This is a genomic window from Proteus sp. FZP2095, assembly GCF_023701425.1.
In the GTDB taxonomy this organism is placed as follows: domain Bacteria; phylum Pseudomonadota; class Gammaproteobacteria; order Enterobacterales; family Enterobacteriaceae; genus Proteus; species Proteus cibarius.
In genome coordinates this window covers 74,547-100,571 of sequence record NZ_JAMQBJ010000005.1, presented here as the reverse complement: position 1 = coordinate 100,571, position 26,025 = coordinate 74,547, and the positions used below count along the sequence as shown (strand labels likewise).

Below are 26,025 nucleotides of genomic sequence, written 5' to 3'. Positions count from 1 at the left end.
GTTTTTAAGGTAATCTTATTAATCCATTACACCAAACTTACCATTGTCATAATCATCAAAAGCTTGTAGTAGCTCTTCTTGCGTGTTCATCACAAAAGGCCCTTGCCCTGCGATAGGCTCGTTAATCGGCTCACCTGTTAGAATTAAAACAATGGTGTCACCCATTGACTCTAATGTCAGTGTATCGCCATGATTATCTAACATCACCATATCGTGTTGACGTGCAATTTCACTGTCATTGATATGAACGGCACCTTTTACTACAAACAACATTGCATTATGACCTTCAGGAATACTGTAATGAGAAACACCTGCACGATTTAAACGCAGATCCCACACATTCAATGGTGAGTAGGTCATTGCGATACCTTGGGTATTAGTATAATTACCAGCGATCACTCGGACATAGCCTTGATCATTAGGTAATTCAACATGAGGAATATCCTCTGCTTTCAGCGCCTGATAACGAGGCTGTGTCATTTTGAACGCTGTTGGCAGATTCACCCAAAGTTGCACCATTTCCAATACACCACCTTCTTTGGTCATTTTTTCAGAGTGATACTCTTTATGCAAAATGCCAGAAGCTGCGGTCATCCATTGCACATCACCTGCGGTAATCGTTCCAGCATGACCTTTAGAGTCATGATGAGAAACTTCGCCTTGATAGGCGATTGTTACGGTTTCAAATCCACGATGAGGATGCGCTCCTACACCACGGGAATTGGTAACAGGTTTAAACAGTGTTGGCTCGGCATAATCCATCAGCAGAAACGGGCTATGTTTCTCACCATTTTCCTGATAGGAAAATAAGGTGCTGACTGGAAAGCCATTACCTACCCAGTGTGAATTTGGCGCCGAATAAATATGATTAACCTGTCTGATAGTCATGATTGTTCTCCGAGTTAAGGAAAGAAACCGCAATAACCAAGACACAGAAGGAGGTAATACAGATTATTGCGATTTCTTAATGAGACTGATCATAAAGTGTTCGCGTGATGAACAAAATAGGGGGAATTTGTTGATGGTGTTCAAAAAAAATGAATGATTTTGGATGGTGAAAAAGAAAGAAAAAGAATGTAATAAAGAGGCTATATTTAAATAATTGATGAAATAGCTCTTAGTGTAATAGGCCTTTATTTGATTCTGTTTTTAAAACTGAAAACAAAAAACTACATCCTTTCTTAGCAACAATAAGTCAGAATGTAGTTTATTAATATATTTATTTCTTAAATCTTATTTGCTTGTGTCGCCACAACCGCCAATGATTTTAGAAATAGAAACTGCTGGGTGCAGTAAGTAGTCGTAGTTACAGTCTTTTTCTTTATTGTATACGCTACCAGTACAACCGGTCATTACAGTAATTACAGAAGCAATAAGTGCAATTTTAACAAAGTTTTTCATGAAAAAATTCCTTTTAAATTTTAGAGTTATAAAAGCCATTGCATGGCTTTATCTGCATAAAGATATTAAATTAGCTATAAATAGCAATATAAAAAAATCTCTTTTTTTAAATATAAAATAAGATAAATAATATTTTATTTAAGAAGGGAAATATAATCAGACAGAGTGAAATGAAAAACGATTTAAACTTGTAAGTTTTAATAAAATTTAAGATAAGAAATTTATTAATAATATTTTGATAATAATTAATTAATAAATTAATTGTGAAGATAAGCATAGAAATATGCTCTATTTATATCATTTTGATAAACAGGATTTGTGTTAATAGATGCTATTTTTTGCTAATAAAAACCCGCATAAAAAATGCGGGTAAAGTAGAGCTTATTTTATTTATTGTATTACATAGGGAACAGCAAGAACGCTTAAAGTGGCTTCACCATACGGATCTCACAATCACTATGTCCAGTGTTGCCTAATGCTTCATCAATAAATTCGAATCCTAGTTTTTCATATAAACCGACAGCCGCTTTTAAGATATCTGTGGTTTCTAAATAGCAACGGCTAAAGCCTTGCTCTTTACCAAACTCAAGAGATTGCAGAACGATTTTTTTCGCAATACCTTTGCCACGTAATTTGGATGAAAGGTACATTTTTTGTAGTTCACAAGTATTGCCATCGCCACCAGCAAGTGGTGCGACACCACCTCCACCAACAACTTCTCCATCCATTTCAACAACCCAGTAAGCACTGCGTGGCTGATGATAAACTTCATAGAGGGTATCTAAAATTGGATCGGCAACCGCAAAGCCTTTATCGGCAGTTAAACCATGCTCTGCCGAGACTTCACGAATAACGCGTGCAATACCTGCGTTATCTTTTTTTTCAATCGCTCGAATAACAATATTTGAGGTTATAGCTTGGGTTGCAGTCATAGTTGCACTCATCGTTTCACTTATTAGTAGAATATTTTTTGATTATTAATTGAGAGAGCACCGGAAAGGAACTTCTTCATTGAAAGTAGCACGGATGGCTACAAAAACTATCTTAATTGATTAAGCGTGTTTGTAAACCGTTAACCCCTCTTCTTTGCTTAACTTCTTCCTTTATTTCTAGCGTTATATTTTAGTGAGTGATTAAATTTAAGTGGAAATAGAGGACGAAAAGACGTATTAACGAGAATAGAACCGTGAATAGTAAGAAATGAAGTGAAAAAAGGTTTTATTTTCTGACTGAAAGAGACTAAGTAAAAACCCGCGGTAAACGCGGGTTTTTATTATTAATCTCAGTGTCTTTAACGCGATAGTGCTTATAAAGAGGCGATAGAGACTTTCTGTGCGATTAGCTTCTCTTTTGCATTTAAGCATGTCGCTAAGCGTTCACGCTCTTTAGCAACAACCGCTTCTGGCGCACGGCTAACAAAGCCATCGTTAGATAATTTGCTGTCTAAAGTTGAGATATCTTTTTCTACTTTTTCAAGCTCTTTATCTAAACGTGCAAGCTCTGCATCTTTATCGATAAAGCCCGCCATTGGGATCAGCAATTCTGCACCGTTAACCAGTTTATTAACCGATAATGGCGCTTCTTCGCCTTCTGCTAATGGACGGATATCAGCTAAACGACCCATTGCTTTTAAGAAACCAATATTGTCACTAACGCGACGTTTCGCATTGTCATCGGCACCACGTAGGATAACTTCAAGTGGTTTACCCGGAGCAATATTCATTTCAGCACGGATATTACGAACTGCAACGATAACTTCTTTGATCCACTCCAGGTCGTTCAGTGCTTGTTCATCCACTAGTGAAGCATCGAACTCAGGGAAAGCCTGTAGCATGATGGTTTCGCCTTCAATGCCTTTAACTTCCTTCACACGTTGCCAGATGGTTTCTGTGATAAATGGAATAATTGGATGAGCAAGACGCAGTAAGCCTTCTAACACTTCAATCAGTGTATGACGTGCTGCGCGTTTTTGTGCATCATTACCTTTGTGTACCGCAGGTTTTGATAGCTCAAGATACCAGTCACAGAATTGGTTCCAAGTGAACTCATATAAAATACCGGCAGCGATATCGAAACGATAGTTATCTAATGCTTCGCGATAGGCTTTAACGGTATTATTAAATTCAGCTAAGATCCAACGGTCAGCCAGTGAGAATGCCATCTCACCACCTTGGTAGCCACAATCTTGATCTTCTGTATTCATCAGAACAAAGCGGCTTGCATTCCACAGCTTGTTACAGAAGTTACGGTAGCCTGATAGACGTTTCATATCCCAGTTAATATCGCGACCTGTTGAAGCTAATGCCGCTAGGGTAAAGCGCAGAGCATCTGTACCGTGTGCTTCAATACCTTCTGGGAACTCCTTGCTAGTACGTTTAGCAATTTTTTCAGCCATTTGTGGCTGCATCATATTGCCAGTACGTTTTTCTAACAGGTTCTCTAATGAAATACCGTCAATCATATCCAGAGGATCAAGTACGTTACCTTTGGATTTTGACATCTTCTGGCCTTCTTCATCACGAATAAGACCTGTCATATAAACCGTATTAAATGGAATTTGCGGTTTACCGTCTTCATCTTTAATAAAGTGCATGGTCATCATGATCATGCGGGCGATCCAGAAGAAAATGATATCGAATCCACTGACTAATACATTCGTTGGATGGAATGTTTTTAGTGCTTCGGTATTTTCAGGCCAGCCTAATGTTGAGAATGTCCACAGTGCGGATGAGAACCACGTATCGAGTACGTCTTCATCTTGGCGTAATGCCACATCAGCAGCGATATTGTTTTCACGACGAACTTCTTCTTCGTCACGACCAACATAAACGTTGCCTTGGTTGTCATACCAAGCAGGGATACGGTGACCCCACCACAGTTGACGAGAGATACACCAATCTTGGATATCATTCATCCATGAGAAGTACATGTTTTCGTACTGTTTTGGTACAAATTGGATATCACCATTTTTAACCGCTTCAACGGCAGGTTTCGCTAAAGGTGCTGCGCGAACATACCATTGGTCTGTTAATAAAGGTTCGATAACCACGCCACCACGGTCGCCGTAAGGTACGGTTAAATCGTGAGGTTTGATCTCTTCTAATAAACCTAGGCGTTCAAATTCAGCGACGATTGCTTTACGTGCAGCAAAGCGTTCCATACCTTGGTAGGCTTCTGGAATTTCAGTGCTGTAAACGTCAGATTCAACACCGTTGGTGTCTAATACTTCTGCGCTGACACGGATATTGCCATCAAAATCCATGATATTAATCATTGGTAATTGATGACGGCGTCCAACTTCATAGTCATTAAAGTCGTGAGCAGGGGTGATTTTTACGCAACCAGTCCCTTTTTCCATATCAGCGTGTTCGTCCGCTAAAATAGGAATACGACGGTTCACGATTGGTAGAATAATTTCTTTACCAATTAAATCTTTATAGCGAGGATCTTCAGGGTTAACAGCAACACCAGTATCACCTAACATGGTTTCAGGACGTGTTGTTGCAACAATCAGGTAATCTTTACCTTCAGCTGTTTTTGCTCCATCCGCTAAAGGGTAACGCAAATGCCACATAGATCCTTTAACTTCACGGTTTTCAACTTCAAGATCAGAAATCGCCGTGTGTAATTTAGGGTCCCAGTTTACAAGGCGTTTACCGCGGTAGATGAGATCTTCTTTATGTAAGCGAACAAAAGCTTCTTTAACCGCTTTAGATAACCCTTCATCCATTGTGAAACGTTCACGTTCCCAATCAACCGAGTTACCTAAACGACGCATTTGGTTAGAAATATTACCGCCTGATTCCGCTTTCCATTCCCAAATTTTGTCAATAAATGCATCACGACCATAGTCATGACGATTTTTACCTTCTTCAGCAGCAATTTTACGCTCAACGACCATTTGAGTCGCGATGCCCGCATGGTCAGTACCTGACTGCCATAAGGTGTTTTTACCTTGCATGCGCTGATAACGGATCATGGTATCCATAATGGTCTGCTGGAAAGCATGACCCATATGTAAGCTACCCGTCACGTTTGGTGGTGGGATCACGATACAGAAGCTTTCTTTCGTTGTATCGCCATTGGCTTTAAAGTAGCCGTTTTTTTCCCAATGCTGATACAGAGGTTGTTCAATCTCTGCTGGATTATATGTTGTGTCGAGCGATGGCTCTTTTGGTGCGGATTTATTTTCCATATTCTTTACGTATTCAATAGGTTGGCGGCGTAGCCATTGTCAAAGTAAAGCCGACGCTACGATAAATTTTATATCGCTCACGCGCCAACTGTTTCAATTGTTCATCAATAGGTACGAAGTCTATCACTTCATGGAAAGCTGTGGCAAAGTCTACGAATTGCGATTGCAAATTAATCAAGAGATCACGAGGTGCATTACCACGTTTTCCAGGCCAACATAATTCAACAGGCGAGCCATAACGAGGGCCTTCACCGGCAAGATTATGAGGAACAAACTGATGAGGTTCTCTTGCCCATAATGCCTCATCAAGCAATTCAGCTTGAGCCTGAGACTCACAAACCAACAAAATACGTTTGCCTAATCGCCAATGTTCAGCGGTAAGTTGACAGGCAAGCCACTCATGAGCCTGTAAATCATCGTGTATTGATGGGTGTTCCATTAAATAAAACGTGGCGTTTTTCATGATATCCCGATAACAGAAGGGTATTGCGTTGCAATACCCTTCTTGGAGTCTGCTCTATTTACCATAATAATAGGGTAATACCTTAACCCTGATAATTATGCGGTATTAATCGTCGCTATTCAAACCCGCGCGATTAAGTAAGAACTGAGACAATAAAGAAACAGGACGGCCTGTTGCGCCTTTTGCTTTGCCAGAACGCCATGCGGTACCTGCAATATCCAAGTGAGCCCAGTTATATTTAGTCGCAAAACGTGCTAAGAAACAACCGGCTGTAATTGCGCCACCTAAACGGCCACCTGTATTTGCTAAGTCAGCAAAATTAGATTCGATTTGTTCATAGAACTCATCGCCTAATGGTAAACGCCAAGCGCGATCACCTGCTTGCTCTGATGCATTCATTAACTCATGTGCTAATGGATTATGATTAGACATTAATCCGCTGTAGTGATGCCCTAAAGCCACCATACAAGCACCTGTTAATGTTGCGATATCGACAACTAATTCAGGCTCGAAGCGCTCAACATAAGTTAACGTATCACACAGTACTAAACGACCTTCAGCATCAGTATTTAATACTTCAACGGTTTGACCTGACATGGTTGTTAAAATATCACCAGGGCGATACGCTTTTCCACCCGGCATGTTTTCACAGCCTGCAAGTACGCCAATAACGTTGATTGGTAACTGGAGTTCAGCCACAACACGCATCACACCGTAAACCGTTGCTGCACCACACATGTCGTATTTCATCTCATCCATGCCATCAGCAGGTTTGATAGAAATACCACCTGAGTCGAATGTCAGTCCTTTACCTACTAATACGATTGGGCGAGCTTCAGGATCTTTATTGCCTTTATATTCGATAATCGACATTAAAGATTCATTTTGAGAGCCTTGTCCTACCGCAAGGTAAGCATTCATACTTAGCTCTTTCATTTGTTCTTCGCCAATAACACGCGTAGAAACATTTGAAGATGAGTCTGCTAATTGACGAGCTTGAGACGCTAAATAAGCGGCATTACAAATATTAGGTGGCATGTTAGCTAAATCTTTACATGCTTTAATACCTGATGCGATAGCTAAACCGTGTGCAATTGCGCGTTCACCACTTGGTAGTTCACGACGAGTAGGTACATTAAAGACCATTTTACGCAATGGACGACGTAATTCTGTCTTATTGCTTTTCAGTTGATCAAAGGTATAGAGGCAGTCTTTTGCAGTCTCAACCGCTTGACGCACTTTCCAGTAATTATTACGACCTTTAACATGCAACTCAGTCAGAAAGCATACGGCTTCCATAGAGCCAGTTTCGTTGAGAGTGTTAATAGTTTTTTGAATGATCTGTTTATACTGGCGTTCATCCAATTCACGCTCTTTACCGCAACCAATCAGTAAAACGCGCTCAGAGAGAACATTTGGTACATGATGTAACAGCAATGATTGCCCGACTTTGCCTTCCAGTTCACCTCTGCGTAACAGGGCGCTGATATAGCCATCACTGATTTTATCAAGTTGCTCCGCGATCGGAGATAAACGACGAGGCTCAAACACCCCCACGATAATACAAGCGCTGCGTTGTTTCTCTGGGCTGCCGCTTTTTACATTAAACTCCATGCGTTCTCCTGAATATTAAAGACAAAAACGGAAAGTATCGTTTAGAATAGTGATCCGCATTAATCTACCCCATAGAAAGTTTACTTTTTATGTTAAGCTAAATGCATTAATTGAACACAACTAATTTAGCTAACTTATAAGCTTGTTCTTATTGGGAACCTGTTTATAGCATGTTTTGATATCATTTGGGCTGCAAGAATGTCTAACTGAGATGCACAAATGATAGATATACAACGAAGTTAGCGATTTTCCTGCAAAAAGACAAGTTTTCACAGGCATAACTAGCGTGATTATAATTCGATATTTAGCTCGGGAAACCCTTAAAAGTCAGATAGCCATCTTATTTATTTTGATGCTTATCTTCTTTAGCCAAAAACTGGTTGAAATTTTAGGGGCTGCTGTAGAAGGTAATATACCTACAAACCTTGTGGTTTCTCTGCTGTGGCTGGGCATTCCTGAGATGGCACAGCTTATTCTTCCATTAAGCCTTTTTCTTGGGCTTCTGATGACTTACAGCAAACTTTATGTTGAAAGTGAGATAACCGTCATGAATGCGTGCGGAATTGGTAAGAAAGCATTAGTGCAAGCTGCACTATTGCTCTCATTACTGACAAGCGCATTAGCTGCAGGAAATGTCATTTGGCTTATTCCTTGGTCTTCGGTGCATCAAGAGCAAGTCCTTGAGGATGCTAAAGCTAACCCAAGTTTAGCTGCACTGATGGAAGGACAATTTAAGATGTCCAGTGACCGCAATATGGTGCTCTATCTTGGTAGCGTGAAAGGGAATCAATTCCAAGATGTGTTCCTTGCACAGTTACGTCCAACGCAAGATCAGCGTCCTTCTGTCGTGGTAGCAGATAAAGGCTATACCAAAGAATTGCCCAACGGTAATCAGATAGTCGTACTGAGTGAGGGAACTCGCTATGAAGGTACGGCTGTATTACGTGATTTTCGTATTACTGATTTTAATGACTACCAAGCTGTTATTGGGCACCGTGAATCTACTATTAGCAGTAACCGTGTAGAACAAAAAACGATGACTGAGCTTTGGCATTCTAATGAAACAGAGTCTATCGCTGAATTCCATTGGCGTTTAACCTTAATTTTCTCTGTTGTCATTATGGCTGTGATGGTCGTACCTTTAAGTGAGGTAAACCCACGCCAAGGCCGCGTATTAAGTATGCTACCTGCCATGTTGCTTTATTTGGTGTTCTTCTTATTACAAAGTTCATTGCACTCTAATGGTGAAAAAGGAAAACTGGATCCGCTAATTGCAATGTGGAGTGTTAATGGCGTTTATCTTGCCTTGGCTATCTTATTAAATATTTGGGATACCTTGCCTATGCGTAAATTCCGTGCTCGCTTTAAGAAAGGAGTTGCCTGATGTTTGGTGTATTAGATAAATATATCGGGCGTACTATTTTACAGTCAATTTTGATGACGTTATTTTTGCTGGTTTCACTATCCGGCATTATCAAATTTGTCGATCAACTCCGTAAAGTAGGACAAGGGGATTTCACCACGCTGGATGCGGGTATTTATGCCATTTTAAATATCCTTAAAGATGTGCAGATTTTCTTCCCTATGGCTGCCTTATTGGGTGCGTTATTAGGATTAGGTGCATTAGCAACGCGTAGTGAGCTGGTGGTGATGCAAGCATCGGGATTCACCCGTTTGCAAATTGCAGGCTCTGTGATGAAAACTGCTATTCCATTAGTGCTGTTAACAGTACTTATTGGTGAATGGGGCGCACCACAAGGTGAACAATACGCACGTAACTATCGCGCTGAAAAAATCATGGGTAACTCTTTAGTTTCTACTAACCGCGGTATGTGGGCTAAAGATGGCAATCAATTTATTCATATCAACCGAATAAAGAGCCAAAATGAGATGCAAGGCATCACACTCTATGATTTTAATAATGATAGAAAACTAGAAACAGTACGCTATGCATCAAGTGCAACCTACGATGTGAATAATAAAACGTGGATGTTGAAGCAAGTCGACATGTCAGATTTAACGAACCCACAAAAAATCACAGGTAAAAAACAGGTATCACTTGAGTGGCCAACACGACTAACGCCTGAAAAATTAAGTGTTGTGGCGTTAGATCCGGATGCATTATCAATCAGTGGGCTCTATCAGTACGTTAAATATCTAAAACAGAGTGGGCAAGAATCAGCAAACTATGAGCTGAATTTCTGGAAAAAAATCTTTGCTCCAGTCTCTGTTGCAGTAATGATGTTGATGGCATTGTCATTTATTTTTGGCCCATTACGTACAGTACCAATGGGATTAAGAGTCTTAACGGGTATCTCTTTCGGCTTCTTATTCTATATCGTCAATGAGGTTTCAGGACGATTAAGTCTGGTTTATGGCATACCTGCAGTGATTGCAGCATTAGTACCGGGAATACTCTTCTTAACATTAAGTTTATGGTTATTGATGAAGCGTAACCGCTAAGTAATATCAGCCAAGAAAAACAAAAAGCGCCTTGTAAGGCGCTTTTTTTATCGTTATTGAATATGCGATCACTGATAAAAATCTTTTGCTAGAGCACGAACAAGTGCATTAGTCCCCTGAGTGACTTCACTAAATTTAGTGCCACTAGGTTTACGGGTGATCACCACAAATACACCGATATTTAATTCAGGAATGGTTGCCATATAAGTATTAAAGCCACCGCCACCGCCAGTTTTTTGGTAAATCGCTGGAACGCCATTGGTTGGAGCCATATAAACCCAGCCTAAACCTACACCATCAGCACGACCTGCAACGTCCATACCTTCTATTGAAGAGAGTCGATTACGAGGAAAGTAGACAGATTGCTCTTTACTTGCGGTTGCTTTTCGCATGGCATTATGAGAAGTCAAAAAGCCTTGCATCCAACGTTGCATATCGGCGGGTGTTGAGTACACACCGCCACTTCCGGCTGCAGCAATGGTGTCTGAGCATGGACTTGGTTTATATCCTACTAATAGCCGTTGGCATTGTTTTGGCGTTGGTGTCAACGTGGTGCTAGTCATACCCGCAGGTTGAGTGACATATTGTTGTAAAAGTTGAGGATAACTTTTACCAGATGCTTTCACTAAGGCATCCGCTAATAGATCGTAAGCGAGATTTGAATAAGCGGCTTGATCCCCTGCGGTTGATGTTAGCGTTGCTTTTTTCAACCAGTTCCAGCGGTCGCCATGTGTTGGCCATATAAAAACAGGTCTTCCCCATTTTCCGCCAGGTTGTTCTCGTGGAAAGCCACTAGTATGGCTTGCTAAATGATAAAGACGGATAGGGGATTGAGCGTTAACTAATGGGATATTTACGCCGTAGTAGCTGTATTTTTGCAGTGGATCGGTGACTAATAATTTTCCATCATCTTGTAACTTTAACATCACTTCACTGGTCATCAGCTTTGTGATAGAAGCGATACGGATCAGTGAGTTCATTGATGGTGCATTGCGACTTTCAGGTGTTGTCGTCCCAAAAGAGCGGTTCAAGGTTTGAGAGTTATTGATCATGACAATAACTATGCCTTGAGGATTACTCTTTTGATAAATCTGTGAAGCGTATTTATCAAACAACGCACTTGCATTACGTACATTAGGGCTTAATGCTGTAGGCCATTGCGTCAGTTCAGGCACATTGTTCTGTTGATTTAACATAGACGGTTGTGTCGCTGGTGATAATGACGAACGTTGGCTACACGCATTTAAGGTCAGTAAAGCGACGGGGATCATAAGATACTTTAGAAAATGTTTTTTCATTTTTACTTTCAACAGAAGTCAGTGAGGTGAAAGGAATGCGATCAACATAAGATTATTTATGTTTTAATTTGGTGCCTTTCTTATCGCGCTATTTTTTCTTTATCATTTTTAATACGGCACCTAAGATAATACCAACAAATATGCCCGTTATAATCCAGCCAACAATGCCCATAACACCGCCTTCTAATCAGTTTTAAACCAAATTTTGATTATATTATCAGAAATAAGAATGTCTATCAGTGCAAGAGTCAGTTATCAAAAAGTTGGCATTAAATGTGTCAAATTGTCTCTAAGAAAAAGATAGTGAAGAAAAATTGCATCATAAAAAGACATTCCCCTCAGATTTCTCCTCTAAAAATGAGGTAAGTATTACCGTTAAGTTACAATTTCTCTTGGTTTACCTTAGTTTTTAATCCTATTATTAGCTTTTCTTTATTATTAAGTTAGGATATGTATATCAAGAAAATGTTAACGAATGGTGTCATGGTCTTGTATTTGTTGCTTTTTTGGTTTTTTATTCTTGTATTTATTGTTTTTTGATTTTTTATTGAAATTTTATAAAGGTAATATAAGAGTGTGTCATATTTTGTAATAATTTACTGATTGTGGGATTGTGAAATTAAATTTATTATAGCTTCATCAAGTCGAGAGACTGAGAATATAAGAGTTACAGAGCAAAGATAACACAGCAATAATAGAGTGAAGTAATAAGAAGGCATATTATCAAATAGCCTCTTCAATAATAAATAAGTTATATATTAGTAGTAATATTCCAACACCATTATATTAAATAATTGCACCTTTGTTATAGCAGTAAATAAGTACCTTTATATTAGATAGCAGTACCTTCGTTAAAGTAGTAAATAAGTACCTTTATATTAGATAGTTGTGCCTACGTTAAAGCAGTAAATAAGTATCTTTATGTTAAGTAGTAATTTTCTATGTAGTAGTAAGAAGTGCTTTGTTAAAGAAGTAAATCCTTATATCAATAATATGTAGTATAGATAAAGAAGTACATTATATTAATAAAACATAACTACCTTCTTCCTCACACCAGGGAAGAAAAGGGCAATGACGCTACAAAAATAACTTATAGTCATTAAAATAAAATTAAGCCCTCTATTAGCAGTACTGTCGGATCAAAACACTAACCCAAGTTTTGATCCTTTTTTTATTTATCGTTATATATTTTAAAATATATTGTTTGGTTAAATTAGTTTTAATGAATTTATATAATGATGGTGTGATCTTAAAAAGAAGAACCAATAAAAAATAAGCAATAAAAAATAGAAATAAGATAATAAATAAATTTAGATACAAGATAATTGATTGATCGATACAACACGATTAAAGCGTTAACGATAGATACCTTGATGTGACCTATAAATCGTGGTTTATGATAACAATAGACCCCAAATGCACTTTTTTTCGCCAATCAAACTGAAAACTAACAATAATTGTTGCGAGGGTTGTTCACGCAAGTATAATGGGCAGGTTTTCCAGATACACTTCAGTGCCGGAGTGGCGAAATTGGTAGACGCAGTTGATTCAAAATCAACCGCCTTCGGGTGTGCCGGTTCGAGTCCGGCCTTCGGCACCATAAGAACATCGATGGACGTCAACCGACGTCTTTTTTTGTATCTAAAATCCAGTGTTTGCAAGGCTTTCCCCGCGTTTTCAGTCAATGCATGTCAATCTAACTCAACCCACATCAACCTCTGAGTGAGTATATAACTGAGTATATACGTCGCTTCGATAATGAATGTATACTCGTCATACTTCGAATTACATGGTCGTTGGCTTCATTCAGCTATCCGAGTCACATAGCCATCTATGCTCCTCGGCTATCTTCACTTGCCGCCTACATGTAATCCGAATTATTTAGAGTATATGCTTGCTCAAAGGTGAGAGGATAAAGAATATGGCATTAACCGATGCGAAAGTTCGAGCTGCTAAACCAGACGAGAAAGCTTATACACTGGCCGATAGTAATGGCTTGTTTCTTTATATTCACCCCAATGGTTCTAAATATTGGCGCTTCCGTTTTCGCTTTGGCGGTAAACAACATTTAATGGCTTTTGGTGTATACCCTGAAATATCCTTAGCGGATGCAAGAGAAAGAAGGGATGCTGCCAGAAAGCAAGTTGCTTTAGGTATCGACCCCCGTGAACTCAAGAAAGAATTAAAGGAAGAGCAGCAAAAAGAATTTAACACCTTTGAGAAGGTTGCTCGTGATTGGCATGCAACTAATAAGAAATGGTCTGAAGGGCATAGCCATCGAGTCCTCAAAAGCCTTGAGGACAATATCTTCGCTGCTATTGGTAAACGCAATATTGCCGAATTAAAAACTCGTGATCTCCTTGAACCGATTAAAGCCGTAGAGATGTCTGGACGTCTTGAGGTGGCGGCGCGTTTACAACAGCGTGTGACGGCAATAATGCGTTATGCCGTACAAAGCGGTTTAATCGATTATAACCCGGCACAAGATATGGCGGGCGCAGTTGCCACTGGTAAACGAGTCCATAGAGCGGCATTAGAACTTAAACGCCTACCCGAGTTCTTACAACGCATCGATGATTATAAGGGAAGACCTTTAACTAAACTTGCCGTCAAACTTACCTTATTAGTCTTTATTCGTTCTAGTGAACTGCGTTTCGCGCGTTGGGATGAAATCGATTTTGAGAATGCCATGTGGACGATCCCCGCTGAACGAGAAGCGATAGAAGGGGTTAAACACTCTCATCGCGGATCAAAAATGCGTACTACTCATTTAGTGCCTTTAAGCCGACAAGCTATTGAGATCTTAAAGCAGATCTATCAATTCAGCGGTAATCATGAGTTGATCTTTATCGGCGATCACAATCCTAGAAAACCAATGAGTGAAAACACGGTAAACAACGCATTACGTGTGATGGGTTATGATACTAAGACAGAAGTATGTGGTCATGGTTTCAGAACGATGGCGTGTAGTTCGTTGATTGAGTCGGGCCTATGGTCGAAGGATGCAGTAGAAAGGCAAATGAGCCACCAAGAGCGCAACTCAGTGAGGGCTGCTTATATTCATAAGGCTGAACATATTGAGGAAAGGCGACTGATGGTGCAATGGTGGGCGAATTATTTGGATGCAAATAGGGAAAGGCATGTAGGGGCGTTTGGGTTTGGGAAATAGTGAACAGCTACTAACTTGATAGACACCTTTTCTTTTTGCTAGACAAAATAGTGAAAAGAGAGGTGTTTATGAGCTGTAAGTGATATCCAGAAGAATTCAAAATTGAAGCCGTAAAACAGGTGACTGAAAATGTGCATAGTGTAGGCAGTGTAGCTAGCCGAACGAGTCCAATCCATTCATCAAAATATCTATATTTATTGAAATACAGCATAGCTTACATACGTGAATATGGTGATTTTATTAGTTTTAAAATCCGAAAAATAAATATTTCGATATAAATCGCCAAGGAAATAAGCTAATTAATTTATTGTTATGCATTGATTCATTAATAAATTTTTTGATTGATTAGATGGACAATTGGTTAGAGAATGTAACATATGTAGAATAATCTTATTGAGAGAGACAATAATGAGCATGTTAATTTGGAATAAGAGAAATAGCGCTAAAAATATAATATTATTTATTCACGGGTTAAAAGGTGGTTCTTCTACATGGTCTTTTGATGAAAGTATATCTTTTCCCCAATTGATATCTGAAGATGGAGACTTTGATGATTGTTTTGATATAGCCTGTTTTGAGTACTTCACTAATTTTACAAATAGTTACGGTAAAGCTAAAAATTTATTTGCAAGATTATTTACCTCGCTTACTAAAAAAGAAGTTAACCTCCCAATTGATGAGCTTTCTGAACTATTGGTTGGAGAATGCCAAATAAATCTTTCTAATTATGACAATATAATTTTTGTTGCTCACAGTATGGGAGGATTGATTGCAAAATCTTGCATAATAAAAATGAGCGAAAGGAACATTTCGCATAACATTGCTGGATTCATTTCTCTTGCAGTTCCTCATTCAGGTTCTGAAACAGCGTCATGGGGCAGTATGGTTTCCTCAAATGTTCAATTGAGTGACTTAAGCGTATTTAGTAAAGAAACAGATTACTTAAACCGCAAGTGGATAAACCTGCCTAGACTCCCAGAATTAAAATTTTTGTATGGTAGTTATGATAATTTTGTTGTTAAACAAAGTGCAATTCCTATTCAAGTTCCAGCAAAGGAAGCAATTGCAGTTCATGAAGACCATATAACTATTTGCAAACCTAAAGATAGAGAGTCTAATGTATATTTAACTGTTAAAAGATTTTCACTTGAATTAAATAAGAAGCAGGCTCTTATTTCATTGCCAGCAGAATTTAAAGATGATAGTCAATATGACAAAGAATTTTTCTTTTTGAAAATGATAATAGCAGATGTTCATAGTGATATAGCTAAACATGCTAAAGAGTATTATTACAATGCAGAATTAGCTAGAAATGTTTTTACTAGCGATCATGATAGAAAAGTTTTAAGTGGTTTATACAGAAAAATCAGAGAAATATATCAGACTCAATACCATGATGCTATAGCAAATCATCATACATCAAATCAACTTTTAGCATCGATACACAAAAAGATAGAGGATGAAGATAAAGTAAAGCTTTTGTCTCTTTTTAATTCTCTTGATAGCGTACATAAAAAAGGGATGCTGCATCAGCTAGCTAATAAATTAGATAGGGATGTAATTTGGTCTCCTGAAACATCTCTGGACTCTTTACATGATTTAAGAGGTCAGAAATGAATGTATTGCCTTATATACCACTTGATGAAGAATTAAATTTAAATGTTTCTTTATTCATTATTTTACTGCGTAATTTAAGTAAGAATAAAAATAATGTTTGGATTTTAAATAAAAACAAAGCTCAAATATTTATGTATTTGATTAAGAATCCATCCAGACTTGAGGATGTAATGACTCTTATGGGTAAGGGAAGTATATCCATAGATATATCTGAGACATATACAATAAAGAGCCTTTCATTAAATGTTGATATTTTATTTGAAAATTCTAAGATAAATACATTATTAAAAAAAATAGCTTTAATGGGGTGTCTCAACGTAAAAAAAATTGAGGGAACAACTTTTTTTAGCCTTACCGATTATGGTGAGGAAATTTATAATGAACTTGATGGTGAATACTTTCAATCAATAAAGAACCATACTAAATCTTTAGGGAAGATAAAATCATTATCTTCAAGCAAGTTAAATTCTATACTCAACGAAATATTTAAGGTCTCAAAATGAAATCTTACCTTAGGATTGAAAGGTTAATACTTGTAGGTGTTCGTAAAAATTACATAATTAGATTTGATGAAGGATTAAATATAATACATGGTGATTCGGATACAGGGAAATCTAGTATTCTTGAGTTTATTAATTACTTACTAGGGGCGAGCAAAATTGAATTGGCAGATGAAATAATTACTTCAATTAGTTATGCAGCCTTAGAAATAATCATTAATGACATGCCCTACACAGTAGTTAGAGATATTTATAAGCCACAGGATTTTATTGAGGTTTATCTTTGTTCTTTCGAAAAAAGGGATAATTTCATCCCCAGAAAGTATGCTCCGAATTTTTCAAAAAGTAATGCCCCTGATGGGTTTTATTCTGATTTCTTAATGGATGCATTAAATTTCCCTAAACTTAAATTAAAGGTATCTCCAACGCAACCAACCAGTCAATTTAAAAGATTAAGTTTTAGGAATATTATTAAATATGTATATGTAAATCAAGATGATATGGGAAGTAAGTCTCTCTTGGGGCTCACCGATTGGGCTAAATATACTTATACTAAAGAGGTATTCAAATATATATACAATGTTCTTGATACTGATATATTAGATATGGAGCAACAAATATCTGATAAGCGTTCTGAACTTAATAATTTAAGAAAGAAATACGAGCATGTCTCCGAATTTCTTAGAGAAACTGGATATGAAAGTATACCATCAATTGATGACGCTATAGATGAATGTGAACTGGCTTATGAATCAATCAGTGATGAACTTACTGCACTAAATGCTAATATGATGGCAAATTCAGATAATTATAATCAACTCAAAACTTATCACTCTGAGTTTAGTCTTAAAATAAAAGTAATTATTAAAAAAATTGATGAAATTACATCTAAGAAAGAACAGTATATTAGGCTAAAAAATGATTATTCAAATGATATAAAAAAAATAAAAGCAATACATTTGGCTAACAAGAAAATTGGAGTGTTCCAGAATTTACAATGTAACTGCCCGATTTGCGATAATATAATAACCATAGAAAATAATGATGGTAGTTTTATTAAATCCAAGCCTGAAGCTTTGGATGAAGAATTATTTTCTTTACTCAAGAGAGAGAAATCAATTGAAGAACTCATAATCACTCTTACCAACGAACAAAGAAGTCTTTTGTATGATAAGGTGCAAATTGAGAGCGATTTAAACAAAGTTAGTGAAATGATAGATACTGAAGCGAAGCAATTTATTACACCATTTCTCACTCAACGTGATGCCTTATTAAAGGAAATGACGTCTGCTGGCAAAAAGAGAGAAAGTCTTATCTCAAGCTTAAGAGTAAGAAACCATCAAGACGAGCTTTTAACTAAGCAAAAAACTATTTCCGATAATATTGAAAATTTAATTGAAAAACTCGATGGCCTTAAAGTAAAAGCTCCTGATATTGCAGGGGTACTATCCTCATTAGGAGATGATTTAATGGCTTTCTTAACTGGAGTTAAAATAAAAAATAGAACAGGGATAAGTGTTAGTCATAAACATTTTTCACCAGTCGTAAGAGAAAGAGATTATTTCAATATTACATCTGGTGGATTAAGAACTATTATTACCATAGGGTATATGGCTGCGATACTAAAAAGTTCAATTGATGCTGATATTAATCATCCGCGTCTTTTATTACTTGATACAATAGGTAAGTATCTTGGTAAAAATCTAAAGCCCAAGTATGCAGCACAAACAGATATAAAAGAAGACATTGATGAAGGAATTTCAGATCCTGAAAAATATGAAAACATTTACAATCAATTAATTGAGATATCCCATTATGCACAGAGAAAAAAATCACCATGCCAAATAATTGTGGTTGATAATGATGTACCAGATAAGCTCTCTGAAAGGCTAAAAGCTATAACAGTCGCACATTTCAGCGCTAATCGAGAAAATGGATTACCAGTTGGATTAATTGATGATGTAATTTATAAACATTAATTCTTTCAGACTGTGGTTATACTAAATATTTATTAATATAACCACAGTTATTACTAATTTTTCTATTTGTCTTCGGCTAATTTTCGCTTTCAGTTTTTCTTGAGTACGGTTTTTATTTTGAGCATTTAATTCACAATCTGCACTTCCATTACAACTGACAATTGAGTTTGCGAATCATCATTATTGCTAATGTTTGCATCTTCTAGTTTTATGAAGTACTACACTAAACAGTTTTCTACCAAGATAAAAAAACATCTATAACTTGGTAAAAGCTTTATGCAACACACTGGATTTTCCACAATGATAGTTGTAATCGTTTTTTGCCGGTAGTTCAGAGGATACATTGCTCCAGTTAGGATAATTATTCTGGTTGGGACCAATGCTATTCCGAATGTATGGTATTTAAACATACATTTAATCTGTCCACTGGAGCTTTAGCTAAACACTTCTAATACCTAAGGTTAATGAGGACATTGATAGCTGATTCAATCTATCCACTTTGATGATTTGCTTTAAATTAGAACGTCATGGTTCTCTGTCTTGCTTGTGTGAACATTCGTTAGCGTATTTTAGTCACCTTTTCTTAAGAGTGTAGGGTATTTTCCTGCTTATCGACTTTATACATGAATTGCCTCTTTTAGTTTTCTTAGTCTCAGGTATCACTTTTCATTAGTTTAATGCTGCATCAGTGAGCGTATCCGCTAGGTTGAGCTGAGTTTGTTGGGCGGATTGTAGGCGAGATTTGAGCTGTTCGCAGATAATAAATAGCCCATTGACTTTGGCAACAATGCGATGTTGTTCTGATAACGGAGGAATTGGAAATTCAAATAACTCCAATGTTTTTTTACTAAGTCCTTCAATTGCCATCCCAACTTGCCTGCCCCATACCAAGTTCTGAATAATAGGGGATCTAATAGCCAGATGGACAAATGGTGCCAATTCTTTTAGCAATAAGCGAACAATTGTTACATGCTGGTTAACGTTTGCTTCTTTGATATTTTTAGGAAATATAAGAGTGCGGCCTAAAGAAGCTCCCGTAATATTTAATAGCACATCACCAGGGAAAACTTTTGTTCCATTCATTTTTGAATGTGTATTTTCATCAATATACACTACATCATCTAAATGAAGACCATCATTCCACACGTTTTGGGAGCGAAGAAATGGGATCCCTGAGGTAACATATGCACTTTGCCCACCCCGAGGTGTGCTACCAGAACCCATTTTGCTGGTTAAATCCCCAAGTCGAATACACTCCCATCCCATAGGTAATTCAAATGGTTTTTCTTCATCACTAATCGGCGGCAATGGTTTTTGTTTTTTAATTTTCCCTTCTTTCACTAATTGCGCTTTTTCTTGTTTAATACGTTTTAGCAGTTCAGAAGCTGGCTCGTCGTTAGGATCTTGTGGAACCAGTTTACCCATCACGGCTAATTGCAAAATGGTTTGCTTTAGCGCATCGATGCTTGCTTCGGTGGTAAACAGCGTATCGAAATTATGACTGATTCTTGACCAGTTTTTAGAGAGTTCTTTTGAGCTTTGGCTATCTGTAAGTGTTGCTAATAGGGTTTCAATTAATTGTTGATGCGCGTCCAGACTGGTTAGAGATTGCTGTTCCAGTTGATCGCAGAGGGCCATTAATTCTTTAACTTTTAAAGCAATATTTTCTTGCTCATTTTGGGGCGGAATTGCAATTGTCAATCCATATGCATCGTTTCGATTCAATCCTGGCTTTATTCCTTTACCCAATGAATCAAGACCAAGTGTATGAAACTGCATAAATACAAAATCAAGATTCATTGCTATAGGAGGGATTGAGCTATATGCAACATCTGTTACCCAACATCCAATATTAAGAGATAAGTTCAATGCACCAGCAGAACCTTTCCTTCCAATAACGATGCATGGTGAATTAACGCAAGCTACGTCATGCGTTCCAACAACCCCATTGGAGCCATAAACATTATATTCACCGGTATTAGTTCTTTTTTCTTGGGGTAAATTGTTGCCATATTCCATTTCATAAATGTTACCAAACCTCACCCACTCCCACCCTTCCGGCAATTTAAACGGCTTCTCATCCTCACTAATTTCTGGCAGCGGTTTCTGTTTTTTAATTTTACCTTGTTTCATCAGTTCTGCTTTTTCCGCAGCAATACGCTTTAACAGCTCTGAGGCCGGTTCATCGTTTGGGTCTTGCGGTACTAATTTACCACGCATAGCCAGTTCTAGAATCAGCTCCCGCAGTTTTTTAATACCATAAAGATCAATTTTACCGTTGCTGCCACGTCCTGCGGTGGAGCGAGTTTGCAGCGCGGAAGACCAGATATCGATATGGTCAGTAATTAGTTTCTCAACGGTCATCAATTTGTTTCCTTATTGCCAGTCAATGCAGCATCGAGGATATCGCGTAACTGATGACGTAGCTTACTAATTTCCGTTTGTTGTGCTTGGTACTGCGCCAGTAGTTCATCCGGATTGTGGCTGATGGTTTCACCTTGATACGGATTTTTGATATCGAGGTTAAAGTTACGGGCAATGATTTCATCAATGCTGACTTTCCATGCTTGATGGTTTTCTTTTCGGCTTGCAAAACCATCGGATTCGTTACCCCACCATTTAATTTCACTCTGAAATTCTTCAAACTTCATCGGTTTGGTTTTGCTGTAGTTTTTAATCCCCTCAGGGTAGGGGTGTTCGTAGAACCAGATTTCTTTGGTTGGTTGGCCTTTGGTGAAGAAAAGAATATTGGTTTTGATACTGGTGTACGGGTTAAACACGCCGTTCGGTAACCGCACGATGGTGTGCAGATTGCACTCTTCAGTCAGCAGTTTTTTGATTTTGGTTTTGACACCTTCACCAAACAATGTGCCATCTGGTAGGACTACGGCTGCACGGCCTTTATCGGCGAGCACTTCAATGATCAATTGCAGGAACAAGTCAGCGGTTTCGCGGGTTTGCATTTCCGCTGGAAAATTTTTCTCGATCCCGTCTTCTTCAGTGCCACCAAACGGTGGGTTGGTGATAATGACGTCGAGTTGTTCATCCCAAGCGGACAGTGGCTTGTTCAATGTATTGTCATGACGAATTTGTACGGGAACTTCAATACCATGCAATAGCATATTAGTGGTGCACAGCAAATGTGGGAGCTGTTTTTTTTCAACACCAAAGATTTGATGTTGTAGCGTTTTATGGTCTTCAGTGATATTAACATAATGTTCTTTCACATGGTCGAATGCACAGGCAAGGAAACCACCTGTACCGCATGCTGGGTCCATAATAGACTCACCCAATTTGGGGTCAATACGATTGACCATAAAGCGAGTGACGGCACGTGGAGTATAGAACTCACCTGCATTACCAGCACTTTGTAAATCACGTAGAATTTGTTCATAGATGTCACCAAATAAGTGGCGCTCGGAGCTACTACTGAAATCGATTTCATTCAGCTTATTGATGACTTGACGTAAGAGCGTACCATTTTTCATGTAGTTATAGGCATCGCTAAACGCTTGTTTTACCACAAAGCCACGAGGATTTTTATCGATAGGCGCAGTCAGGTTTTTTAATGCTGGGAATAAATCGTCATTGACGAATTCGAGCAGTTCATCTCCTGTAATTCCCTCACTGTCTGCCGCCCAAGTACGCCATAAATAACGCTTATTAATGGGGAGTTGATAGTCATCTTGCTCGAGTTCAAGCTCTTCTTCTTGAGTATCAAATATTTTCAGAAACAATAGCCAAGACAGTTGCCCAAGGCGTTGAGCATCACCGTCTACACCCGCATCTTTGCGCATGATGTCTTGTAAGGATTTAATTACTGAGCTGATCGACATGTTTGTATTCCATTGGTAAAAATGAAGCCACCGAGAGATTATGACTCACGGTGGTAAAATAATAAGGGTTATTAGGCCTGGCGAGGTGGTAATTGATAAATCTGATCTTCCAATTCATTGATGGCCTGCTCGTAGGCTTGTTTATTTCCAAAGCTACTTTTGATGATTTCTAGTGGGCGGCCTAGGCTGTCGAACGGCTTCAGTTTTAGTACCTGGATATCTTCGATTTCCTGCACGCCTTCATCCGCGTATTTATCCAGTAAGGTATTGAGTACATGCTGAGCAGGTTCTGAATATTTGGTGAAATAGTTGCGTTTACGCACGTTATCAGCCCGTTCTTTACGTGTCAGTGGAGGTTGACCATAAACCACATGACAAAGGAGATCGAATGGGTCAAGGTCTTTGCCTACTTCTTCTTTTAACACTTCCCAAAGCACACCAAGTTGCTGAAGTTCATCTATGATGACCTGTTTGCGTTCGGCAGAGTGCCATTTTCGAATGAAGTTATCAAGAGAGGCAAAGTCTTTATCTTTTAAAAGTGTTTTACGGGTATAGTCCTGAAAGGATTCGGTGACTAGTTTACCATCAGCATCATAATATTGGACGCGCTTCGCTAGTACTTTTACGCTGACGCCGTTGACATGATATTTGCGAATTCTGTTTTCATCGCACTCTTCGAAAGCACCGTTGGCACTTTCTGATGTGGTGCCATAGTGAGCGGACGGTTCTTCTGCGCCGGTAAATCCATCGTTATCTAACGCTTCGTTTTCTGGAACCTCATCTTCTAGTACATCATTGAAATCAGACTCGGGATCAGAAATATCTTTAGGTGTTGTGCGGATCACTTTTTCAGGGACACCATCAAAGCGCTCATCTGCAAACAGTTCGGTGGCTTTTTTGAAATCGAGAATGGTGAACCAGAGTTTATCGAACTTCTCGTTAATCCGTGTTCCACGCCCGATGATCTGCTTAAATTTGGTCATGGATTGGATGTTTTGGTCTAGCACGACCAGTTTGCAGGTTTGTGCATCCACACCCGTACTCATCAGTTCTGAGGTGGTTGCAATCACTGGGTAAGGCTTCTTCGGGTTGATGAAATTATCGAGTTGTGCCTTGCCGATATCGTCATCGCCAGTGATTTTCATCACGTATTTTTCATTTTTTCGCACTTGTTCTGGATTTAGGTTTATTAATGCACGACGCATACGCTCAGCATGGTCAACATCGTTACAAAAAACGATGGTTTTATCCATTGGATTGGTGCGCCTTAGGTAATCAGTAATGGTTTGAGCCACGAGCTGGGTACGCTCATCAATCACCATAGTGCGGTCAAAGTCTTTTTGGTTATAAATTCGGTCATCAATTAGCTGGCCTTGTTTATCAACTTGGCCTTTTGTGGGGCGCCAACCTTGTAAGTCAACATCGATATCGACTCGTACTACCTTATAAGGTGCTAGGAAGCCGTCTTCGATGCCTTCTTTAAGTGAATAAGTGTAAACGGGATCGCCAAAGTAATCAGTGCTGGAAACATCATCAGTTTCTTTTGGTGTAGCAGTTAAGCCAATTTGGGTCGCACTGCTGAAATACTCAAGGATCTCTCGCCATGCGCTGTTTTCAGATGCACTACCACGGTGACACTCGTCGATAACAATCAGATCAAAAAAATCGGGGGCCACCTGTTTAAAGGCTTTTTGGTGTTCTTCTGGACCTGTAATTGCCTGGTAGAGTGCCAATTGAATTTCATAGGCAGGATCAATTGTTCTACCTGTTACCTTTGCCATTGCGCTACCAAAAGGCTGGAAATCGTTATTTTTAGTTTGGTCGACAAGGATATTGCGATCCGCAAGAAACAGAATGCGTTTTTTATTTTTAGCTTTCCATAATCGCCAGATAATCTGAAATGCGGTATAGGTTTTACCAGTACCTGTAGCCATCACGAGTAATACACGTTTTTGCCCAGCAGAAACAGCTTCTACGGTTTTATTAATAGCTTGTAGTTGATAATAACGAGGGGATTTCCCACTACTGTCATCGTAGTAATCTTGACTAATTATGGGTAGCTGCTCGGCGGTAAAACCTTTCCAAGAGCAGTATTTAGTCCAAAGCTGTTCTGGTGTCGGAAAATCATCGAGCGTGATTTCGGATTCAATCTGCACAGAATTGGTTTTATCGTGGAAGATAAAACCATCACCATTAGAAGCGAAGATAAAAGGAACATCGAGCAGGCGTGCGTAATCTAACCCTTGCTGCATCCCTTTTCCTATTTCGTATTTATTTGCTTTAGCTTCTATGACGGCAAGGGGTAGACCTGGTTTATGATAGAGTACTATATCGGCTGATTTCACTGTTAACCGTGCAGCAAGCTTACCACGGACCACCACTTTTCCATCTCGAAGTTTGACTTCTTGGCGGATCTGCGACATCAGGTCCCAGCCTGCATCTTTAATTGCAGGGAGAATAAATTTAGTAATGATGTCTGTTTCAGTCAGATGAGTTTTATTCATACCAGCCATTGTGCTCTACTACCCCCAAGATACAGAATTATTATGATTATACATGTGTTAAAAAATAAGAGCACTTTAATAGCTAATAATAATTAGTTTGTATTGGGTATATAAGTAAAAAATAACTCTTTAGAGGAGCTTTAAATAAAAAAATTAATTATTAATTTCCGGTATCACCTAATTCTTTAAGGCTGTACGCATGTAAGATTTTAAGGTTATCTTCAGTACACCACGAGAAATTTTCATTATCTAAGATATTATTCACAAGATCTTGATTAAAAGGAATAGTGAGTTGAAATGATGTCTTCTTATCATTATTTTGTACTATGAGATTATTACTGTTAACCCAATGTGCTTCTAATTTTATCTCTAGATTTTGCCATTTAATATTATTGCTAGCTTTATTTCTTTTCAGAACATAGTAAAAAGAAGAGTTACCCTTAAGTGTAAGATGATTATCCATCAACATTAAAAGAAGAGGGATCCCCCAAGTGGGGAGATAACTATATCTCCAAATACCAAAACTATCTGCAATTTTTATCCAACGAATAAACGATGTTTGATCAAGCCTTCCTTTACCACCGAGTAGAGCTCTACAGATTAGCCAAGCTTCACGAAGTGTACTGAATTGAATAAATTGGTTTCTACGATGTGTTGCAATTTCTGTGGATACGTTTTTTTCATTTCCAATGAGACCTTTAAAACGCTTAGATTTAGAGCTTAAAGGACATGATTCTTTATTTTCTGGTTGAACTAAATGAGAAAATCTGGGTGTGAATTTTTTGTTAGGTGTTATTATTCCACTATCATATGTAGGTTGCTTACAGAAAAGACATCGTAATGGAGGATAGTTTTCTCGTGAAAGACCTTTAATCCTTCTAGAAAAATCCCCAATACTAGTTTCAACCCAAATATTTTCTGTGAAAATTTCTACTTTTTCCATAATAAATTATATTTAAAATAATTGACTCATAATTATAATAATA

Annotated in this window: 17 protein-coding genes and 1 tRNA gene; 7 read left to right on the top strand and 11 right to left on the bottom strand. The window is 38.3% G+C overall.

The features are described from left to right. Nucleotides 1-18: 18 nt before the first annotated feature. From NBG71_RS16365 to pepA, 6 genes are all read right to left on the bottom strand, one after another. Nucleotides 19-888, bottom strand: a complete 870-nt coding sequence (locus NBG71_RS16365; protein WP_250917024.1) for a pirin family protein — start codon at nt 886-888, stop codon at nt 19-21. Between the two features lie 345 nt (nt 889-1,233). Beyond that, nucleotides 1,234-1,401: a YhfL family protein gene (locus NBG71_RS16360; protein ID WP_036914671.1), complete on the bottom strand. Its 168-nt coding sequence runs from the start codon at nt 1,399-1,401 to the stop codon at nt 1,234-1,236. 422 nt (nt 1,402-1,823) lie between these two features. After that, entirely contained in the window at nt 1,824-2,333 is a 510-nt protein-coding gene (locus NBG71_RS16355) for a GNAT family N-acetyltransferase (RefSeq protein ID WP_075672317.1), read from the bottom strand. 374 nt (nt 2,334-2,707) lie between these two features. After that, nucleotides 2,708-5,596: a valine--tRNA ligase gene (locus tag NBG71_RS16350; protein ID WP_156732996.1), complete on the bottom strand. Its 2,889-nt coding sequence runs from the start codon at nt 5,594-5,596 to the stop codon at nt 2,708-2,710. Between the two features lie 13 nt (nt 5,597-5,609). Continuing rightward, nucleotides 5,610-6,059: a DNA polymerase III subunit chi gene (locus tag NBG71_RS16345; RefSeq protein WP_023583544.1), complete on the bottom strand. Its 450-nt coding sequence runs from the start codon at nt 6,057-6,059 to the stop codon at nt 5,610-5,612. Nucleotides 6,060-6,164: 105 nt separating this feature from the next. Continuing rightward, nucleotides 6,165-7,673: a leucyl aminopeptidase gene (gene pepA / locus NBG71_RS16340; RefSeq protein ID WP_075672198.1), complete on the bottom strand. Its 1,509-nt coding sequence runs from the start codon at nt 7,671-7,673 to the stop codon at nt 6,165-6,167. Nucleotides 7,674-7,959: 286 nt separating this feature from the next. On the opposite strand from pepA, the gene lptF reads away from it, so the two are divergent. Then, nucleotides 7,960-9,057: an LPS export ABC transporter permease LptF gene (gene lptF, locus NBG71_RS16335; RefSeq protein ID WP_075672200.1), complete on the top strand. Its 1,098-nt coding sequence runs from the start codon at nt 7,960-7,962 to the stop codon at nt 9,055-9,057. After that, complete coding sequence (lptG, locus tag NBG71_RS16330; RefSeq protein ID WP_075672202.1) at nt 9,057-10,136, top strand: LPS export ABC transporter permease LptG; 1,080 nt, start codon at nt 9,057-9,059, stop codon at nt 10,134-10,136. Before lptF ends, lptG begins: the two co-directional genes overlap by 1 nt. A 68-nt stretch (nt 10,137-10,204) precedes the next feature. Here the strand turns inward: lptG and ampH are convergent, their stop codons facing one another. Then, nucleotides 10,205-11,434, bottom strand: coding sequence for a D-alanyl-D-alanine-carboxypeptidase/endopeptidase AmpH (gene ampH, locus NBG71_RS16325; RefSeq protein ID WP_250917023.1), 1,230 nt, complete (start codon nt 11,432-11,434; stop codon nt 10,205-10,207). Nucleotides 11,435-12,949: 1,515 nt separating this feature from the next. Between ampH and NBG71_RS16320 the strand changes: the two genes are divergently transcribed. The 5 genes from NBG71_RS16320 (at nt 12,950) to NBG71_RS16295 (ending at nt 18,699) form a co-directional block, all read left to right on the top strand. Then, nucleotides 12,950-13,034 (top strand) — tRNA-Leu (locus NBG71_RS16320). 321 nt (nt 13,035-13,355) lie between these two features. Then, nucleotides 13,356-14,603, top strand: coding sequence for a tyrosine-type recombinase/integrase (locus tag NBG71_RS16315; RefSeq protein WP_197269635.1), 1,248 nt, complete (start codon nt 13,356-13,358; stop codon nt 14,601-14,603). 408 nt (nt 14,604-15,011) lie between these two features. Then, on the top strand, nt 15,012-16,220 hold the full coding sequence (locus tag NBG71_RS16305; RefSeq protein ID WP_197269634.1) for an ABC-three component system protein: 1,209 nt from the start codon (nt 15,012-15,014) through the stop codon (nt 16,218-16,220). Beyond that, complete coding sequence (locus tag NBG71_RS16300; RefSeq protein ID WP_197269633.1) at nt 16,217-16,723, top strand: ABC-three component system middle component 4; 507 nt, start codon at nt 16,217-16,219, stop codon at nt 16,721-16,723. Before NBG71_RS16305 ends, NBG71_RS16300 begins: the two co-directional genes overlap by 4 nt. After that, complete coding sequence (locus NBG71_RS16295; protein ID WP_197269632.1) at nt 16,720-18,699, top strand: AAA family ATPase; 1,980 nt, start codon at nt 16,720-16,722, stop codon at nt 18,697-18,699. Before NBG71_RS16300 ends, NBG71_RS16295 begins: the two co-directional genes overlap by 4 nt. A gap of 669 nt (nt 18,700-19,368) precedes the next feature. Here the strand turns inward: NBG71_RS16295 and NBG71_RS16290 are convergent. The 4 genes from NBG71_RS16290 to NBG71_RS16275 form a co-directional block, all read right to left on the bottom strand. Further along, on the bottom strand, nt 19,369-21,063 hold the full coding sequence (locus NBG71_RS16290) for a restriction endonuclease subunit S (RefSeq protein WP_197269631.1): 1,695 nt from the start codon (nt 21,061-21,063) through the stop codon (nt 19,369-19,371). After that, on the bottom strand, nt 21,063-22,535 hold the full coding sequence (locus tag NBG71_RS16285) for an N-6 DNA methylase (RefSeq protein WP_197269630.1): 1,473 nt from the start codon (nt 22,533-22,535) through the stop codon (nt 21,063-21,065). Before NBG71_RS16285 ends, NBG71_RS16290 begins: the two co-directional genes overlap by 1 nt. A 71-nt stretch (nt 22,536-22,606) precedes the next feature. Next, nucleotides 22,607-25,048: an EcoAI/FtnUII family type I restriction enzme subunit R gene (hsdR, locus tag NBG71_RS16280; protein ID WP_197269629.1), complete on the bottom strand. Its 2,442-nt coding sequence runs from the start codon at nt 25,046-25,048 to the stop codon at nt 22,607-22,609. Between the two features lie 151 nt (nt 25,049-25,199). Beyond that, nucleotides 25,200-25,982, bottom strand: coding sequence for a hypothetical protein (locus NBG71_RS16275; protein WP_197269628.1), 783 nt, complete (start codon nt 25,980-25,982; stop codon nt 25,200-25,202). Nucleotides 25,983-26,025 lie beyond the last annotated feature (43 nt).

What these genes read in the sequence shown, in the direction of transcription:
- NBG71_RS16365 (WP_250917024.1), bottom strand. Translation starts at nt 888, where the DNA reads ATGACTATCAGACAGGTTAATCATATTTATTCGGCGCCAAATTCACAC.
- NBG71_RS16360 (WP_036914671.1), bottom strand. Translation starts at nt 1,401, where the DNA reads ATGAAAAACTTTGTTAAAATTGCACTTATTGCTTCTGTAATTACTGTA.
- NBG71_RS16355 (WP_075672317.1), bottom strand. Translation starts at nt 2,333, where the DNA reads ATGACTGCAACCCAAGCTATAACCTCAAATATTGTTATTCGAGCGATT.
- NBG71_RS16350 (WP_156732996.1), bottom strand. Translation starts at nt 5,596, where the DNA reads ATGGAAAATAAATCCGCACCAAAAGAGCCATCGCTCGACACAACATAT.
- NBG71_RS16345 (WP_023583544.1), bottom strand. Translation starts at nt 6,059, where the DNA reads ATGAAAAACGCCACGTTTTATTTAATGGAACACCCATCAATACACGAT.
- pepA (WP_075672198.1), bottom strand. Translation starts at nt 7,673, where the DNA reads ATGGAGTTTAATGTAAAAAGCGGCAGCCCAGAGAAACAACGCAGCGCT.
- lptG (WP_075672202.1), top strand. Translation starts at nt 9,057, where the DNA reads ATGTTTGGTGTATTAGATAAATATATCGGGCGTACTATTTTACAGTCA.
- ampH (WP_250917023.1), bottom strand. Translation starts at nt 11,434, where the DNA reads ATGAAAAAACATTTTCTAAAGTATCTTATGATCCCCGTCGCTTTACTG.
- NBG71_RS16315 (WP_197269635.1), top strand. Translation starts at nt 13,356, where the DNA reads ATGGCATTAACCGATGCGAAAGTTCGAGCTGCTAAACCAGACGAGAAA.
- NBG71_RS16305 (WP_197269634.1), top strand. Translation starts at nt 15,012, where the DNA reads ATGAGCATGTTAATTTGGAATAAGAGAAATAGCGCTAAAAATATAATA.
- NBG71_RS16300 (WP_197269633.1), top strand. Translation starts at nt 16,217, where the DNA reads ATGAATGTATTGCCTTATATACCACTTGATGAAGAATTAAATTTAAAT.
- NBG71_RS16295 (WP_197269632.1), top strand. Translation starts at nt 16,720, where the DNA reads ATGAAATCTTACCTTAGGATTGAAAGGTTAATACTTGTAGGTGTTCGT.
- NBG71_RS16290 (WP_197269631.1), bottom strand. Translation starts at nt 21,063, where the DNA reads ATGACCGTTGAGAAACTAATTACTGACCATATCGATATCTGGTCTTCC.
- NBG71_RS16285 (WP_197269630.1), bottom strand. Translation starts at nt 22,535, where the DNA reads ATGTCGATCAGCTCAGTAATTAAATCCTTACAAGACATCATGCGCAAA.
- hsdR (WP_197269629.1), bottom strand. Translation starts at nt 25,048, where the DNA reads ATGGCTGGTATGAATAAAACTCATCTGACTGAAACAGACATCATTACT.
- NBG71_RS16275 (WP_197269628.1), bottom strand. Translation starts at nt 25,982, where the DNA reads ATGGAAAAAGTAGAAATTTTCACAGAAAATATTTGGGTTGAAACTAGT.